This is a genomic window from Methanosarcina sp. (assembly GCF_028693135.1).
Lineage (GTDB): Archaea > Halobacteriota > Methanosarcinia > Methanosarcinales > Methanosarcinaceae > Methanosarcina.
Genome location: NZ_JAQUVZ010000068.1, coordinates 1 through 15,158 on the forward strand (window position 1 = coordinate 1; position 15,158 = coordinate 15,158).

Sequence of the window (15,158 nt, forward strand, 5' to 3'; positions counted from 1 at the left end):
ATGAAGGGAGACTTTCACGTACGGTTCTTAGGAGAGAAGGGGGGAGTAATCCCCTTGACTTATCCGACAATTCAAAGTCAAATTATTGCGTACTGAATGAAATTTGGTTCTCTTGATGCGGGATTTTCCCCCCAATAACTTATTGAGATTTGTGATTTTACAGAAAATTAGGCACATTGCCAGAGAAATATACAGGTAAAAACAAAAAATCTTAAAAAAATTAGAACTTATTGGCTTTTGTGATATTATATCCCGTGAACTCCATTTTTCCAGAATCAGGGTCAATATATGCCATATTTGAAATGCTGGAGTAATAAGTGAAAAGTTCCCTTCCCCATTTGAGGGCGCTCTCCTCATAACTTATAAGCATAGTCCCATCAAACCGTCCATTCTTGTCAAAGAGCCAGAGAGCCATAAAGGTGTTCGTTACAACAAGAGTCAGAGGGCCAATATGTCCACTGCGTATGGAAATATTCATGTTTTCGTGCCCGAGGAAAAATTTAAACTGATCCGGGAAATCGTCAAAAAACTTATCAAAAACCTGTCCCGTAAGTACGAAAGAGACCTTTGCGTTCTTCTGAAGAAGCTTTGAAAAGATGCTGACTGTTTGAGGCTGAAAGGTGGAGCTTGCCATCATAACATATTTTGAGGCAAGAATATTTTCGACAACGTTCGGATGGAACTCAAAGAGGCAATCTCGGTCTGCTTCCAGAAGCTCACAGTGCTTCAGATTTCCAATCTTTTTTCTCATATGATACGGGATCTCGCTAAGGTCACGAGTTTCCCAGTATTCATGATTTTCTGCATAAATGTTGATAATATTCAAAAAATCCTCTAATTTTTCAACAATAAGAACTCCCATATCAGATAACTGATAAATGTCTTTAACTGGGTCACAGGTTACAAGACCCCATTTAAGAAGTTTTTTAATTTGGGGCATCAGTGCACTTGAATTGACATCAAGAACCTCTTTTATTTCATCGATGTTCTTTGGCCCTTCATTCAACAGAAGAACCAGTACATTTTTTCTTTTTTCAGATAAGAAGATTGTATTTATCAGGCATGAAGGATCCACTCTCAATCACCAGGGGCTTATAACTACCTTAAGGGCAAAACAAAAGAGAACAAGAGAATATTTAATGAAATTTATAAACAACTTAATATAGGGATCTTGATATTAAAAAGTTATTATTTAGGAAGTATCAGAAAGTTCTTAAACACCTACCTTGAGTCCCAGATAATACAACTATTTCCGGAGATTAGCCATGAAAAAATCTGAAATAAAGATTTTGCAGACAAAAAAAGAAAAAATTTGAGAGGAAATTAAAAATAAGAAGTCAGGGGTCGAAAAAAGAGATCGGACAATAAGCATCCACCAGAAATAGAAAATATAGTAAACCAGCTCAAGAGATCGAGAACGGGAAAGGATTTTGCAGATAAATAAGCCTGCGCAAGCACATTAAAATAGCAAATCTGTGCCTGCGCAGAGAGGGTGCTGAAGGTCTTATTTTCTGCTTTGGGGATTATATGATGACAGTACCTCTCGGAGAAGCCTGAGTATACTGCCATCAGCGTGAAACACTGTACAGGGACCTCCTGGCTGGCTCCTGCAGAAAGTGTGTAAATAAAGCTCTTCGCCTTTTTGCAGGGTATTACTGCAAACTTACTGGAAAATATTTCGGTTTCTGGAAGCACTCTGCTTTTCTAAACGGCTATGCACATTTGTAGAAAGTAACTGCTCCCGCAAAATGCACGAAGAACCATTTACCTTGATTTTTCGGATGAATAAGGGATTTTCTGGAAGACTGATGGTTTTCAGATACACTGGAAACTCTTTTTCCATCTTCCGGAAAATGTGCACGTTTTTTAATTCAAGAGGTTTTTTTACACTTATGATGTTTAATCTCAAACATGGGGAAGACTTTTGAATCGCGTTACTAGAAGGTTAAGGGGGTAAGGTTAGGAGAATAAAGTCACTCCCATTCCCCCCAGCTGGCGGGCCTGAAAATATGAGAACTATTGTTTACCGGCCACGGCCTCTGATACCTTCTTTAATACATTCCTGATCTCTATACCTTTCTCATCTTTGATGCCTCATCTCTGAGACCCAACCGGCGAGTCTCCGGCGTCTGTAAATTTTACAGGAGCTGAAGCCTTTTCTGCGCCTTTTTCTTTGGAGACCAGAAGACAGAGGAAGGCAAAGATCATGCATGCTAACATAAGCAGCCAGACGGATTTATACTGGGCTACGGAAGCAACAGTTCCATCAGAAACTTCCATCATCTTCCCGGTCAGGGTCATGAAGATGGCTCCGCCAAGGAAGGGAAAGATATTATACGCACCTATTGCAGTTCCAACAATCGATGAAGGGAACCAGTCTTTAATCTGGGCATAGGATACAATAAAGAAACCACCAAAAAACCCGAAGAGGAAGTGTATAAGGGTGTATGCGGTGGTACTGGTAATGTTTCCTGCCTGAGACCAGAGGATTCCCCAGAGAACTATATACACGGCAGTGCCTGCAATAAGGACTTTCTTTCTGGACTTGAGCACCTTGTCCGAGAGGTAACCTGCAATCGGGCAGCCGAAAATCATACCAATTGCTATGAAAGAAAGGATTCCTGCATAGGTTCCCTTGTCCCAGCCGAGAACATCCCTGAAAAAGGGGCCTCCCCACAATCCCTGATAGACCATAAGGCTTCCGTACATGAAGAAGAACCAGATGGACAGAGGCCAGAACTTCATCCCGGAATTAAACGTCTGCCTGAGAGCTTCTCCCATCGGAATCTTTGCAACGGCTTTCGGAGGAATGTATTTCTCTCCCTTTTCGTAGGCTTCGATTTCTGGAATAGTGGGACAGCCCATATCTTCAGGTTTGTCCTTAACCAGCACAAAGATAGCTACTGCAAGCAGCCCGGAAAAGACACCCAGCATCAAGAAAACCTTCTGCCAGTCTCCAAAGAACGCTGCCATTATAGCAAGAGGACCAGCGGCACTCAGGGCTCCTATGTTTCCAATTGCGAGCAGGACTCCGGACATTGAAGCAAACTCATTCTTTTTGAACCAGATGGCAAGCACCTTCATTACAGGAATGTAGACCATTGCCACCCCGACCCCTATGAGCACCCTGCCTATAAGGACCATCGTGAAACTGGAAGCAATTCCCGTCAGGACAGCTCCCACCGCAGCAAGCAGGGTAAAAACTCCGGCAGTCTTTTTTACACCCCAGCTGTCAGTCAAAATCCCACTTGGAAGTTGCATTGCCGTGTATGCATAGAAGTAGGCGGAACCAAGCAGCCCTATAGATGCAGCTCCCACTCCAAATGAATTCATAATGTCAGTCGCAACTACTGCGGTAGACACTCGGTGGAAATACACAAAGAAATATACAAGGGCGAGAATAACAAACACCACCCAGCGATATTTCATTACTTTGTTCATATTATTCTGATTAATTTCCATAGCTATCGCTCCCAATAACAATAATTAAGAACACAGATAATACAAATGTAAAGAGAGTACTGGACTCAGGCATCCTCAAGAGGATGCACCTGAAGCCTTAGTTTCTGAACTCAGGAAGATACTAAAAATTATATTATTCTTGAGATAGCCTTCTTCCTGAGACAGCTTTCTTCTTCAAACAGTTAATTCGTGATTCTTCCAATGTGTCATCAAAGATTGTCTGCAGACCAATCAGCTACAGCTTTAACCCAGGTCTTGAGCCTGTCTGACGTACTAAGGGGTGGGGTTCCGCATCCGAGCATACTGGCTTTTGCTCCGCTGTCGAGCCCTTTTCTTGTTTCTTCAATAATCTGCTCTTCCGTGCCTTCGACCATCAGGAGAGGAGTCACATTCCCGATAACAGGTACATCCCCGGCAATCTTGGTTGTTTCCTTCATATTAACAGCCTGTTCCACACTGAGGCAGTCTGCACCTGTAGAAGCCATCCCTTCAATAATTGGGACAGTGTCTCCACAGATGTGAAGTTCCCAGGGACACCCAAGGTGGTGCACGAAGTCACCGATCTCTTTTTCAGCCGGAACGGCTACCTGGTAGTAGAACTCAGGCATTACCAGATTAGGGGATGCTGATGCATCCGAATAGTATATAATGTCAGCTCCGGCTTCGACACAGGCCTCAGCATAGATCCTGTTAATCTCCAGGGCTATCGAAAGCCAGTCTTGCATTTTTTGCATTTGTTTTTCTTTATGGAGGCACTTGATGCTGAGCATGGAAAGGTTCTCTGCACCCATGAGGTCTCCTGTAAGAGTTATGGGAGCAACAAGGAAAGCAGTAATTGCTGCATCGGGAGACTTTTCCTTGGAGAGTTTAATGGCTTCAAGTGTGGTTTTTACATATTTGTTTTCAAGGAAGTTGTCATATTTTACCTCTTCGGGCTTATTGAAAAAGCTCCTTACCGAAGGCTGAATATCAATCCTTCCCATCTTTACTTCAAGACCAAGGGCTGCGGATTCTATGAACATACCAAAAGGCATCACAATATTATCAAGCCCTGCATCAGTATGCATCAGGCTCACTGTATTGACCATCATCTCGGCATCACAGTGATAGTCCGGCCAGGAACTCCCACTCTTCTCTATATATTCCTTGACCATAGCAGAGCCAGTGATTACCGGAACTCTGTCAACAGGTTTTCTGTTGAGCATTGCAAGGACCCTTTCTTTTGAGGTCATCTCAGATACCATGTTTTTATCTCCTTTTTTTACTCCGTTTATGCGTTTTTAACTCTCAGGTCAATTCTCAAACACCTGTTTAAAGTTTAACCCCATCTAACGCTTTCAGATGGGAAATTAACAATTGATTCTTTCAGCCAGCTTGCTGCACTGGCTGCATCATGAGGAGAGACATCTGCCCCTATCTGGGCTGCATACCCTGCTGTGATAGGAGCGCCGCCCACCATCACCAGTAGTTTGTCCCTGAGGCCTTCATTTACAAGCATCTTGACGACTTTTGGCATCTCAGCCATAGTTGTGGTCATCAGGGTGCTCATGGAAATTGCTGTTGCCTTATTCTCCTTTGCAGCTTCAATGAACCTGGAGGCAGGTACGTCGTTTCCAAGGTCCACACAGTTGAAACCGTTTGCACTGAGCAGGGTCTTTACAAGGCTTTTTCCGATATCATGGACATCACCTTCAACCGTTCCTATGACGACTGTTGCTGCCTTTGAACTGCTGTTTTCATCCTTCTTCATATAAGGAGCAAGAAGGTCCATCCCGCCGTACATTGCAGCCGAAGCGATAAGAAGCTGGGGGACAAAAGCTTCTCCCTGTTCGTATTTTTTCCCGATAAGACTCATACCTGCTGCTAGACCCTCTATAAGAGTCTTGAAAGGGTCTATGCCGACCTGAATTGCCACCTCTGTCCAGCCCCGGGTCATTTCCTCCTCGCCTTCCATTACCAGGAGAGAGAGTTTTTTGAGGGTAATTGTTTCCACATCAGCCCCGGTCTCCAGAAGCTTCTGGGTCAGCTCTTTGATTGTATCTTCGTCCTCATCTTCTGCTGCCTCGTCCAGTTCTTCGATTAATTCCTGGACTTCTTCCGGTAGATCATCCATTTTGATACCTCTGGTTTAATTAGCTCATTAATAATCCACAATTATTGATACTCCGTGTTGCATCTGAAGAGGTACAGGGTTAAGATCCGGATCTTTTCCTTCTTCTAACAGAAAGCAATTAAATATTGATTCAAAAATAGATATACTAACCGTCATCGGAAAAACTCATAACGTTAATGGAAAGGTGGCCCTGATAAAAAATCGCTGTGTATATTAAAAATTATATATATTTAAGATAGTAAACAAGCTTTTGAAAAACAAAGAACCCCTGAAAAATAAACATGTTAATTTTTGAAGAGTCTCTCTATAAAACCTTCAAGCTTTGATGAATTAATGTCCCCGTTTATAGTATCAACGCCATTGATTTTCCAGCATGGTGTTGATTTTCCAGCATGGTGTTGATTTCCAGTCTGCTATTGAATTCCATATTGGACTATAAAATATAAATGTTAAATTTATATATAGTAACTGATTTCTCCCACAGTTACAAAGTATATATAAGTATCGAGAGAATAACGGATATCCTGGACTCAGCCTGCTGTTTTAAGATTTATTCATGAATTAGAGGACCTTTTATAGAAATTTGAGGGCTTTTATTATGCCCCTGAGTTTCCGGCAGTGAAGGTAGCTCTCCAAACTAAAAATTCCTTTACAGAGAATGAACTGGCGTGCCAGAGAATACATTTGATGTTTGCAAATCTTTTACTCTCTGCTCCATAATATTTTGAGAAAATAACATAACTTTTATTAAATGTTATACTTATTATATTCCAGAAACTAAGACTGTTGTGAGGGCTATACATGGAAGATTTTGTTGTTGCAAAAATAAAAAATGAGTTCGATAAAAAAGGAAACCCAGCAAAGATTCCACTTATGAGCGGAAAGCAGTTTTTCGAAGCCCGAGTTGAAGAAGACGGAATCTACGTTGATAACCTGAAAAATCAGCCATTTCTCCCCTGGAATATATTTTCCGAAGCCGTTAATTTTTTGCAGGAAAATGGAGGGCAAGCGAAGAAAGGAAATGCAACAAACTCCAGGCTGGGAGATCCGAATCTTGATCTGAACACCATAGAAGGGTATATAGCCAGTAAAGTCTACGGCTGCAAGATCGGAGATAGTGTATTTAAGAGGATAACGCCAATAGCATCAATTCTTGCCTGGGCTGAAATATGTGAAAACATAAGAGGACAGATCTGCCTTATTTCAGAAAAAAAAGAACTTCGAGCCTCGGAACCCAAAACAGAGATTACTGAAACATATATTCCGGAAAAAAAGATGCCTGAAACAAAGATGCCTGAAACAGAAATTATGGAAACAAAGATGCCTGAAACAGAGATTTATTTTACTCCATCAGTGGAGGAAAGTAAAGAAAAAGCCGAGATAAATGCCCTTTATTTGAAACTCGCAAACAGGGACACAGAGTTAAAAAGCCTGGAAATTAAACTTGAAGAAAGCCTGCAGAGAATAAAAGAGTTAGAAGAACAGTTTGCAGACAGAGACAGTGAAATCATCAGGCTTAGGGAAGAGCTTGAAGCAGGAACCGGAAAAATAGATGCCCTGAAAAATTCTCTATCAGGTTCGGAAGAAAATATAAAAAACCTTGAAGAAAAGCTCACAGGCAAAGCAGTCGCCCTCAAAGGACTTGAAAAGCTTATCTCCGAAAAGGAAGGTAAACTGGAGGAATTTGAGAAAGAGTCCGTTGGAAAGAACGAACAAATAAGAAACCTTGAGGACAACCTTGCTAAAAAAGATGAAGCTGCAAAGAATCTTGAGAATCAGCTTATCCAGAGAGTTGAATCAATAAAAGGACTCGAAGATCGGATTTATCAAAACAGTAGCGTTATTGAAGGACTTAAAATCAGCCTGAACGAAAAGGAAGAGGCTATAAGTGTTTTTGAAACAGAGATTCAGAAAAAGGACTCAAAACTTCAGGAATTCCTTGAAAAACTTGCCGATAAGGATACAGAAATAGGAAAACTTGAGTCAGAGCTGAGTGAAAAAGAAAATGAGAGAAATAGCCATGACCGGGCACTCAAAGCAAAAGCTGAGGAGATAAGAGCACTTCATGAAAAGTTCCTGGAAAAAGAAAGGGCTATGGAAAAACTTGAAGAAAGCATCTCGGAAAAAGATGAAAACCTTAAGACTCTTGCCGGCAAGGTTATTGCAACGAGTGAGGAAGTAAAGAGAATTGAAGCGAAGCTCGCCGGAAAAGAGAGAACTATAAACACGGTAGAAGCCATGCGTGCCGCAAGCGAAGAAAAGGTCAAAAAGCTTGAGAAACAACTTTCAGGATATGTAGGAGAAGAAAAACTGGCAGGGCAGCTCAGGGAAAAAGACGAGCTAATAAAACAGATCAAAGGAACACTTGTAAGCAAAGAAGAAGAAGTTTCCAGGCTCAATGATGAAAACAGGAAGTACAGAATGCAGCAGAAATATGAAGCTGAAGGATTAAGACAAATAGAAGAACAGAAAGCCTCAAAAAAATGGTGGAATCGCCTGTAAGCCAGAAATAAAACGGCTTCCTTCACATAACACTTTTTTAAAAAGCTGTTTAAATGTTGTTCAGTCCGGGCCTTTCGGGGTATGCAGTAAGAAAAGAACTATGAAGCAGATGAAGGATCATATCGGGGCTAATTTTCCGGAGATTTGTTACCTCACCGATAATTTCTTCTTCTGTTCTCCCCTGAACCTCCAGTTCCTTAATCTTTTCAAGCACATAAGAAGGTATTACAAAATAATTATTAAGGTCATGCCAGTGCCCACTGACGTCGCCTTTTACAAGATGAATTCCTGAAGATTCAAGGTACATTTTTATAAATTTGGAAAGTCCATCATAGGAAGATGCGGGAAGCTGAAGTATTTCAATTCCAGGACAGGTCTTGACCAGACTGAAGAGATCCTTGTCCGATGGCCGAAAAGCAAGGTGTACTGCCTTCTCCTCTTGTTCCAGGCTAAGGATTTCATCCCTGCTGGTTACCACTCTAATCCGTATACTACCTGGCCCCATTTTATGCTCCCATTCTATGTAAGCATGGATCATTTATTTAATTTTGTATTTCTGTTTTTCGGATCAAATGTCAGTATGTTGAATGAGTAAACTCCAGATAGAAACCATCATAAGGGCGAAAGTTAATCCTGCCGGCGGAACTAAGTGCTTCGGATATCATTGAGTTCCTTCGGAATCTTTTCTAAGCCCGGCTGCGAGAGCCTGCCCAAAGGAAATGCAGCCGTCTCCACAAGGAACATGGCGGTGTGTGAGAAATTCAAAGCCTGCTTCCTTCACAGTTCCCGCAATGCATGAGGTGATATGGTCGTTGTAGGCAACCCCTCCACTCAGACCAACCATCTCAAAACCGTTTTTCGTAGCAAGGGAAATGGCAATTTCCGAGATTCCTTTTGCAAGGTTCTCTTCAAAGGCAAACGCAAGATCAGCAGGGGAATATTTCCCCCCGGAAAGATCATAAACCCCCAGCAGGAGCTCAGTCGTATCAAGTACAGGAGCTCCGGACTCTCCCTCCTTTCTGAAAACCAGAGGGAGGTCTAGCCTGTGAATGCTTTTCTTTGCTGCGGACTCAAGCTTCATTGCCGGCTCTCCCTCATAAGTCCTCATTCTGCATATGCCCAGAAGCGCTGCGGCCGCATCCAGCACTCTCCCTGTGCTGCTGCTCATAGTAACATTTATTTTTCTTTGAAGCTGCTGCATAACTGTAGAAAATTCCTGCCTGCCCCTGGGAAAGTAAAGAGGAAGTTTTTCCAGTTCTGCTGCTCCAAGCCTCCCGAAAAGCATACCAAGAACCATGCGGGAAGGACTTATTACTGCAAGGTCTCCCCCGGGCATAGGCTGAGGCAGCAGATTTCCCAGGCGTTCATATCCGAAATACGAAGCTCCCAAAAACTCCCCTCCCCAGACTGTGCCGTCCCTGCCGTACCCGGCTCCGTCAAGGGCAATTCCCAGAATTCGGGAGTCTTCTGGCAGAGAATTGTCGGCCATGAGGGCAAGGATGTGGGCGTAGTGGTGCTGGACCTGAAGTGTTTTTTTCCCACCCCGGCTCATTGCAAAACGGGTTGTATTAAAAGCAGGGTGAAGGTCACAGCCCCAGTTGAGAGGCTCTATACCTGTAAGTCGGACAAGATGCTGGAAAACCTCAGAATGATACCTGAAAGTCTCCACATGACTGGTATTTCCGATATACTGGGAGATGTAAGCCAATTTTCCTTTTGCCAGGGTTACTGTAGAGTTCATTTCAGCCCCCACTCCTGCCGCCGCTCCTACTTCGAAAGGCAACTCTACAGGTTCGGGAACAAACCCTCTGGAACGCCGGATAAAAGCCTTCTGTCCGTTCACAACCCGAATAACCGTATCATCGTTCCTGTTTGCAATAACTCTGTTATGCAGCAGGTGAAAATCCACAATCCCTTTAAGTTTTTCAAGCGCGCCTTCATTTTCAACAACCATGGGCCTTCCCGGAAGGTTTGCGGAGGTCATAACGTATACGGAATCCGGCACGAGGTTGAAAAGCAGGTTCTGTGTGCCTGTATAGGGAAGCATGACCCCAATGTCGTGCAGGTCAGGAGAAACTGATTCTGCCAGTCTGAAGTCTTTTGATTTGGGAAGCACGGTTATAGGGCGGCGGACAGATGTGAGGCATTTCCTGCCTGCATCCCCAGGTTCTGCAAAGGACTCTACAACCACTGCATCTTTTGCCATAACCGCAAAAGGCTGCTCAGACCGCCCCAGCCTTCTTCGAAGCTCCTGTACGGGTTCTTCCTTTCGGGCATTGCAGGCAATATGAAACCCTCCGAAGCCTTTGATCGATAGAATTGAACCCTGCTGGAGAAGGTCAGAAGCTTTTGCAATTGCTTCATAACTCTTTGCAATCACTTTCCCCTGGGAATCCGAAAGCCAGAGCTCAGGTCCGCATTTCGGGCAGCAGACGGGCTGGGCATGGTGCCTCCGGTTGAGAGGATCGGCATATTCCACTTCACATTCCCCGCAGAGGGGAAAATCTGCCATTGTAGTATTCTCCCGATCATAGGGAAGGGCACAGACTGTTGTATAGCGTGGGCCGCAGTTCGTACAGACGGTAAAAGGATAATGATAGTACCTGGAAAAGGGATCAAAGATCTCCAGCCTGCATTCATCACAGATAGCCGTATCCGGAGGAATTATGGAGTTTTCAAATGTTCCGGGTTCACTGTGTATGATAACGAACTCCGGACAACCGGAAAAAGAGATAGTATTTATTTTGATTTCCGTAATTCGGGCAAGGGGAGGTTTTTTTTCAGGAAGGTCATGAAGGAAACGTTCAAGGTTTGCCCTTTTTCCCTCGATAAGGATCTCCACGTGGTTTCCAAGATTTTTCACGTGCCCTGAAAGTCGGTGAAATTTAGCAAGCTGATATACGAAGGGGCGAAACCCGACACCCTGCACCGTGCCGGTCACATGAAGAAGTCTGGCTTCGTTTTGCATAAGGAAATTAGGATTGATATTCGTCGTTAAAATAGCTTTCTGATAATAAGCAGGACCAGAGAAAGAGAAATAATAATCCGAAAAAAAATAATATTTTGTGCCGATCTCAGAAAAAATAACCGTCCTGAAGTTCAGGTCACGGTAAAATTTGGAAAGATTGTTCTTAAGATAATAATGAGCCCGAAAACCATCATTAGAAGGGAGATAAGCCAGGCTATCTGCAGTAGACGGCCCTGGTTTTCGGGTTCACCCAGTTTAAGTACTGCTCTTTCAATCGGGTTCAATTTATCGTCGCGTTTTACCATTTCAAACCGATCTTGGTTATTTGATTCTCCCTTTGATCCTCTTAAGCCGGAATGTATCTCCCTTTCCATCCCCTCAAGGGTGAAGCGGATGTACTTTCATGATTTTTGAGCCATTCTCGCCTTGACTCTCTTCAGCCGGAAAGTACCCTCCCTTTCCATCTCCTCAAGGGTAAAGCGGATGTACTTCATGATTCCAATGAGCTCGGGAATGACTTTGAATTCGAGAGCGTTCACACGCCTCTTTGTCTTCTCGATTTCATTCAGGAGCCTTTTCATTGCGGTTTCAAGCTCAGCGGCGGTTATGATCTTTTCTACCAGATCCTCATAGGCATCGGCAGTTTCGTCGATGTATGCATTTGTTCCTATAATACCGTAACCCCTCTCATAGAGGGGTTTGCGGACTCCGGTAGAGCTGATCTTTGGCACCACAACACCCATGATATTATGCCCTGAAAGCTGGATTTCGGGGGATAGCTTTGCTGTAAAAGCGGTTGACCTGACTGCGACCATTCCGTTCACAGCACAGGCAAGATTGATTTTTCCCGTAGCTTTTTCAAAAGCAATATCCAGCTCGGTTCTGACATTCCTTGCCTCGTTAAGGATCTTAAAGAACTCAAGAATAAGACCGTCTCTTTTCATCTTAAGGAGCTTGTGCCCACTTTCAGAGAGCTTGATTTTCTTCTTGAGCTGGATTAACTCCGACCGAGTTGGTTTTATGTCTTGAGCCATGGCAATCACTGAGCCTTTTTGTGTGCAGGATGGTATTTCTGGATGTACTTGTTGTCAATCCTACCCAACTGGTTAATTGGCAGGTGTGCGAGGATCTTCCAGCCGATATCCAGGGTCTCTGCAATGGTCCTGTTCTCGTTTCTGCCCTGGGTAACGAACTCTTCTTCGAAAAGGTCAGCAAATTCGAGGAACTTCGAGTCTCTCTCGGATAGAGCTTCTTTACCGACGATAGCTACGAGACCTCTCAGGTCACGCCCTTCTGCATATCCTGCATACATCTGGTCAGAAACAGCCTTGTGGTCATCCCTGGTCTTTTCGCCTCCGATACCGGAGTTCATCAGCCTCGACAGGGATGGCAGCACATTGATTGGCGGATAGATACCTTTCCTGTGCAATTCCCTGGAAATCACAATCTGGCCTTCGGTAATATATCCGGAAAGGTCAGGAATCGGGTGGGTAATATCGTCACCAGGCATTGAGAGGATAGGAATCTGGGTAACTGATCCCTTGGCACCCTTTACAATGCCTGCTCGCTCATAGAGAGTTGCAAGGTCAGTGTACATGTAACCAGGGTATCCACGACGACCAGGCACTTCATTACGGGCGGCACCCATCTGACGGAGAGCTTCTGCATAGTTGGTAATGTCAGTCAGGATGACGAGAACGTGCATGCCGTGCTCATATGCCAGGTACTCAGCTGCTGTCAGTGCCATACGCGGGGTGATGAGACGTTCGACAGCAGGGTCGTCTGCCAGATTAAGGAATACAACTGCCCTTTCCAGAGCGCCTGTCTTTTCAAAGTCGCTCATGAAATACTGGGCTTCTTCATTGGTGATACCCATTGCAGCGAAAACCACTGCGAACTCTGTATCGGTTCCGGGCACCTGAGCCTGCCTTGCAATCTGCAGGGCAATTTCGTTGTGTGGAAGACCTGATGCAGAGAAGATCGGCAGTTTCTGTCCACGGACCAGGGTGTTTGTTCCATCAATTGTGGAAATCCCGGTCTGGATGAAATCCTTAGGAGGCAACCTGGCGTAGGGGTTCATTGCAGCCCCGTTGATGTCCAGAAGCTGGTCTGGCACAATCCTGGGCCCGCCGTCCAGAGGATCACCGGCACCGGAAAGGATCCTACCAAGGAGATCAATAGATGCGGGAAGCTTAAGGGTTTCCCCTGTAAAAACTATACCGCAATCCTTGTTCAGACCGCCAGTACCTTCAAAAATCTGGACAACAACAACATCCGCAGAAGAGTCCAGCACCTGACCTCTGCGAGTGGTTCCATCAGGAAGGTTGACATTAACGATTTCGTTATAACCTACAGGCTCTGTTTTCTCGACAAAGACAAGAGGCCCTGCAATCTGAGTGATTGTCTTATATTCTTTTACCATGCTTACCTACCTCCCATGGCTGCAAACTCCTTATCCATCTTTGCAAGGACGGTGTTCAGAGCAGCATCGAAGTTCTCCTCGTACTTAACCTTGGGAAGCTCGTCTTTGGATTCCATCTTGATAATATCCGAGACAAGAACACCTGATTTCAAAGCTTCCTGTGCAGCGTCTCCGAACTTCATGATGGACTGCATGATCTTGTACTGCTCTGAGAACGGGCTGTAGGTGTCTATGGGGTGGAATGCATTCTGCTGCAAGAAGATTTCCCTTATCATACGGGTAATTTCAAGCAGGAGCTGCTGTTCGTCTGGAAGAGCATCAGAACCTACGAGCTGCACGATTTCCTGCAGTTCGGATTCTACCTGAAGCATTCCCATTGCCCTTTCTCTCATAGCTACATAGTCCGAAGCCACGTTCTCAGTAAACCATCCATCAAGGCTTTCCTTGTACAAGCTGTAACTGTTCAGCCAGTTGATAGCCGGGAAGTGACGCCTCTGGGACAGCTTGGCATCGAGAGCCCAGAACACTTTCACGATACGCAGGGTATTCTGGGTAACAGGCTCTGAGAAGTCACCGCCAGGAGGAGATACTGCTCCAATAACAGTAATGGAACCTACTTTACCGCAAAGGGATAGTGCAACACCGGAACGTTCATAGAATTCGGCAAGCCTCGCAGACAGATATGCAGGGTAACCTTCTTCACCAGGCATTTCTTCCAGACGGGAGGAGATTTCTCTCATTGCTTCTGCCCACCTGGAGGTAGAGTCTGCCATCAGAGAAACGTTTAATCCCATGTCACGGAAGTATTCCGCAATGGTGATCCCTGTGTACACAGATGCTTCTCTTGCAGCCACAGGCATGTTCGAAGTGTTAGCGATAAGGACAGTACGCTCCATGAGCGGCCTTCCGGTCTGCGGGTCTTCGAGTTCCGGGAAGTCGGACAGAACATCTGCCATTTCGTTCCCTCGTTCACCACAACCGATGTAGACCACAATTTCAGTGTCACTCCACTTTGCAAGCTGCTGCTGGGTAACGGTCTTTCCGGATCCGAAAGGCCCGGGAATTGCAGCTGTTCCACCTTTTGCTATAGGGAAAAGTCCGTCAAGGATTCTCTGTCCTGTAACAAGAGGCTGTGAGGGAAGCATTTTTTTCGCCACAGGTCTGGGTCTTCTTACAGGCCACCTGTGCATTAGTTGCAGTTCGGTTCCGTCAGTAAGGGTACAGACAGTCTCTATAACAGTGAAGTTTCCGCTCTTAATTTCAGAAACTGTACCGGAGATATCTGGGGGCACCATGATTTTGTGTTCAATGTTCACGGTTTCCTGAACAACTCCGATTACTTCTCCACCTTTTACAAAGTCGCCTTTCTTGACAACGGGTTTGAATTCCCAGATTTTTTTGTGATCAAGTCCGTCTGCAGTGACACCTCTCTGGATGAAGCTGCCCATCTTCGCAAGCAGGACGTGCAGAGGTCTTTGAACCCCATCATAAATACTGGAAAGAAGACCCGGACCAAGTTCCACGGACAGAGACATCCCTGTAGTTACACAGGGCTCCCCTGGCCTGACACCTCCCGTTTCTTCGTATACCTGGATGATGGTCTTGTCCTTTACTATCTGGATGACTTCACCCATCAACCCTTCATTACCGACTTTGACCAGGTCATACATTTTTGCCTGCAAGCCGATAGC

General features: G+C 44.6%; 11 protein-coding genes. 1 reads left to right on the forward strand and 10 read right to left on the reverse strand.

From position 1 onward, the window contains the following. Positions 1-220: 220 nt before the first annotated feature. The 4 genes from PHF18_RS17150 to PHF18_RS17165 all read right to left on the reverse strand — a co-directional run bounded on the left by PHF18_RS17150 (position 221) and on the right by PHF18_RS17165 (position 5,575). A complete protein-coding gene (locus tag PHF18_RS17150; RefSeq protein WP_300104859.1) occupies positions 221-1,075 on the reverse strand; it encodes a winged helix-turn-helix domain-containing protein in 855 nt (284 codons plus the stop codon). Between the two features lie 1,019 nt (positions 1,076-2,094). After that, positions 2,095-3,462: an MFS transporter gene (locus tag PHF18_RS17155; protein WP_300104860.1), complete on the reverse strand. Its 1,368-nt coding sequence runs from the start codon at positions 3,460-3,462 to the stop codon at positions 2,095-2,097. A gap of 209 nt (positions 3,463-3,671) precedes the next feature. Further along, positions 3,672-4,706: a uroporphyrinogen decarboxylase family protein gene (locus tag PHF18_RS17160; protein ID WP_300104862.1), complete on the reverse strand. Its 1,035-nt coding sequence runs from the start codon at positions 4,704-4,706 to the stop codon at positions 3,672-3,674. Positions 4,707-4,780: 74 nt separating this feature from the next. After that, entirely contained in the window at positions 4,781-5,575 is a 795-nt protein-coding gene (locus PHF18_RS17165; RefSeq protein WP_300104864.1) for a corrinoid protein, read from the reverse strand. Positions 5,576-6,376: 801 nt separating this feature from the next. Between PHF18_RS17165 and PHF18_RS17170 the strand changes: the two genes are divergently transcribed. Further along, positions 6,377-8,077 (forward strand): chromosome segregation ATPase, encoded by a 1,701-nt coding sequence (locus PHF18_RS17170; RefSeq protein WP_300104865.1) that lies wholly within the window; start codon positions 6,377-6,379, stop codon positions 8,075-8,077. A gap of 49 nt (positions 8,078-8,126) precedes the next feature. Here PHF18_RS17170 and PHF18_RS17175 read toward each other — a convergent pair whose 3' ends face one another. The 6 genes from PHF18_RS17175 to PHF18_RS17200 form a co-directional block, all read right to left on the reverse strand. Next, the gene (locus tag PHF18_RS17175; RefSeq protein WP_300104867.1) at positions 8,127-8,582 is read right to left on the reverse strand and encodes a DUF1699 family protein; all 456 of its coding nucleotides are present in this window, start codon (positions 8,580-8,582) and stop codon (positions 8,127-8,129) included. Between the two features lie 156 nt (positions 8,583-8,738). Next, positions 8,739-11,045 (reverse strand): carbamoyltransferase HypF, encoded by a 2,307-nt coding sequence (gene hypF / locus PHF18_RS17180; protein ID WP_300104868.1) that lies wholly within the window; start codon positions 11,043-11,045, stop codon positions 8,739-8,741. 131 nt (positions 11,046-11,176) lie between these two features. After that, positions 11,177-11,350 carry a hypothetical protein gene (locus tag PHF18_RS17185; protein WP_300104869.1) on the reverse strand — a complete coding sequence of 58 codons (174 nt, stop codon included), beginning with the start codon at positions 11,348-11,350 and terminating at the stop codon, positions 11,177-11,179. A 96-nt stretch (positions 11,351-11,446) separates the two neighbouring features. Beyond that, positions 11,447-12,079, reverse strand: a complete 633-nt coding sequence (locus tag PHF18_RS17190) for a V-type ATP synthase subunit D (RefSeq protein ID WP_300104870.1) — start codon at positions 12,077-12,079, stop codon at positions 11,447-11,449. A 5-nt stretch (positions 12,080-12,084) separates the two neighbouring features. Next, positions 12,085-13,467, reverse strand: a complete 1,383-nt coding sequence (locus PHF18_RS17195) for an ATP synthase subunit B (RefSeq protein ID WP_300104871.1) — start codon at positions 13,465-13,467, stop codon at positions 12,085-12,087. A 2-nt stretch (positions 13,468-13,469) separates the two neighbouring features. Then, positions 13,470-15,155 carry an ATP synthase subunit A gene (locus tag PHF18_RS17200; RefSeq protein WP_300104873.1) on the reverse strand — a complete coding sequence of 562 codons (1,686 nt, stop codon included), beginning with the start codon at positions 15,153-15,155 and terminating at the stop codon, positions 13,470-13,472. Positions 15,156-15,158: the final 3 nt, after the last annotated feature.

Excerpts from the sequence above, each read along its gene's own strand:
- PHF18_RS17155 (WP_300104860.1), bottom strand. The coding sequence starts at position 3,462 with ATGGAAATTAATCAGAATAATATGAACAAAGTAATGAAATATCGCTGG.
- PHF18_RS17160 (WP_300104862.1), bottom strand. The coding sequence starts at position 4,706 with ATGGTATCTGAGATGACCTCAAAAGAAAGGGTCCTTGCAATGCTCAAC.
- PHF18_RS17165 (WP_300104864.1), bottom strand. The coding sequence starts at position 5,575 with ATGGATGATCTACCGGAAGAAGTCCAGGAATTAATCGAAGAACTGGAC.
- PHF18_RS17170 (WP_300104865.1), top strand. The coding sequence starts at position 6,377 with ATGGAAGATTTTGTTGTTGCAAAAATAAAAAATGAGTTCGATAAAAAA.
- PHF18_RS17175 (WP_300104867.1), bottom strand. The coding sequence starts at position 8,582 with ATGGGGCCAGGTAGTATACGGATTAGAGTGGTAACCAGCAGGGATGAA.
- hypF (WP_300104868.1), bottom strand. The coding sequence starts at position 11,045 with ATGCAAAACGAAGCCAGACTTCTTCATGTGACCGGCACGGTGCAGGGT.
- PHF18_RS17185 (WP_300104869.1), bottom strand. The coding sequence starts at position 11,350 with ATGGTAAAACGCGACGATAAATTGAACCCGATTGAAAGAGCAGTACTT.
- PHF18_RS17190 (WP_300104870.1), bottom strand. The coding sequence starts at position 12,079 with ATGGCTCAAGACATAAAACCAACTCGGTCGGAGTTAATCCAGCTCAAG.
- PHF18_RS17195 (WP_300104871.1), bottom strand. The coding sequence starts at position 13,467 with ATGGTAAAAGAATATAAGACAATCACTCAGATTGCAGGGCCTCTTGTC.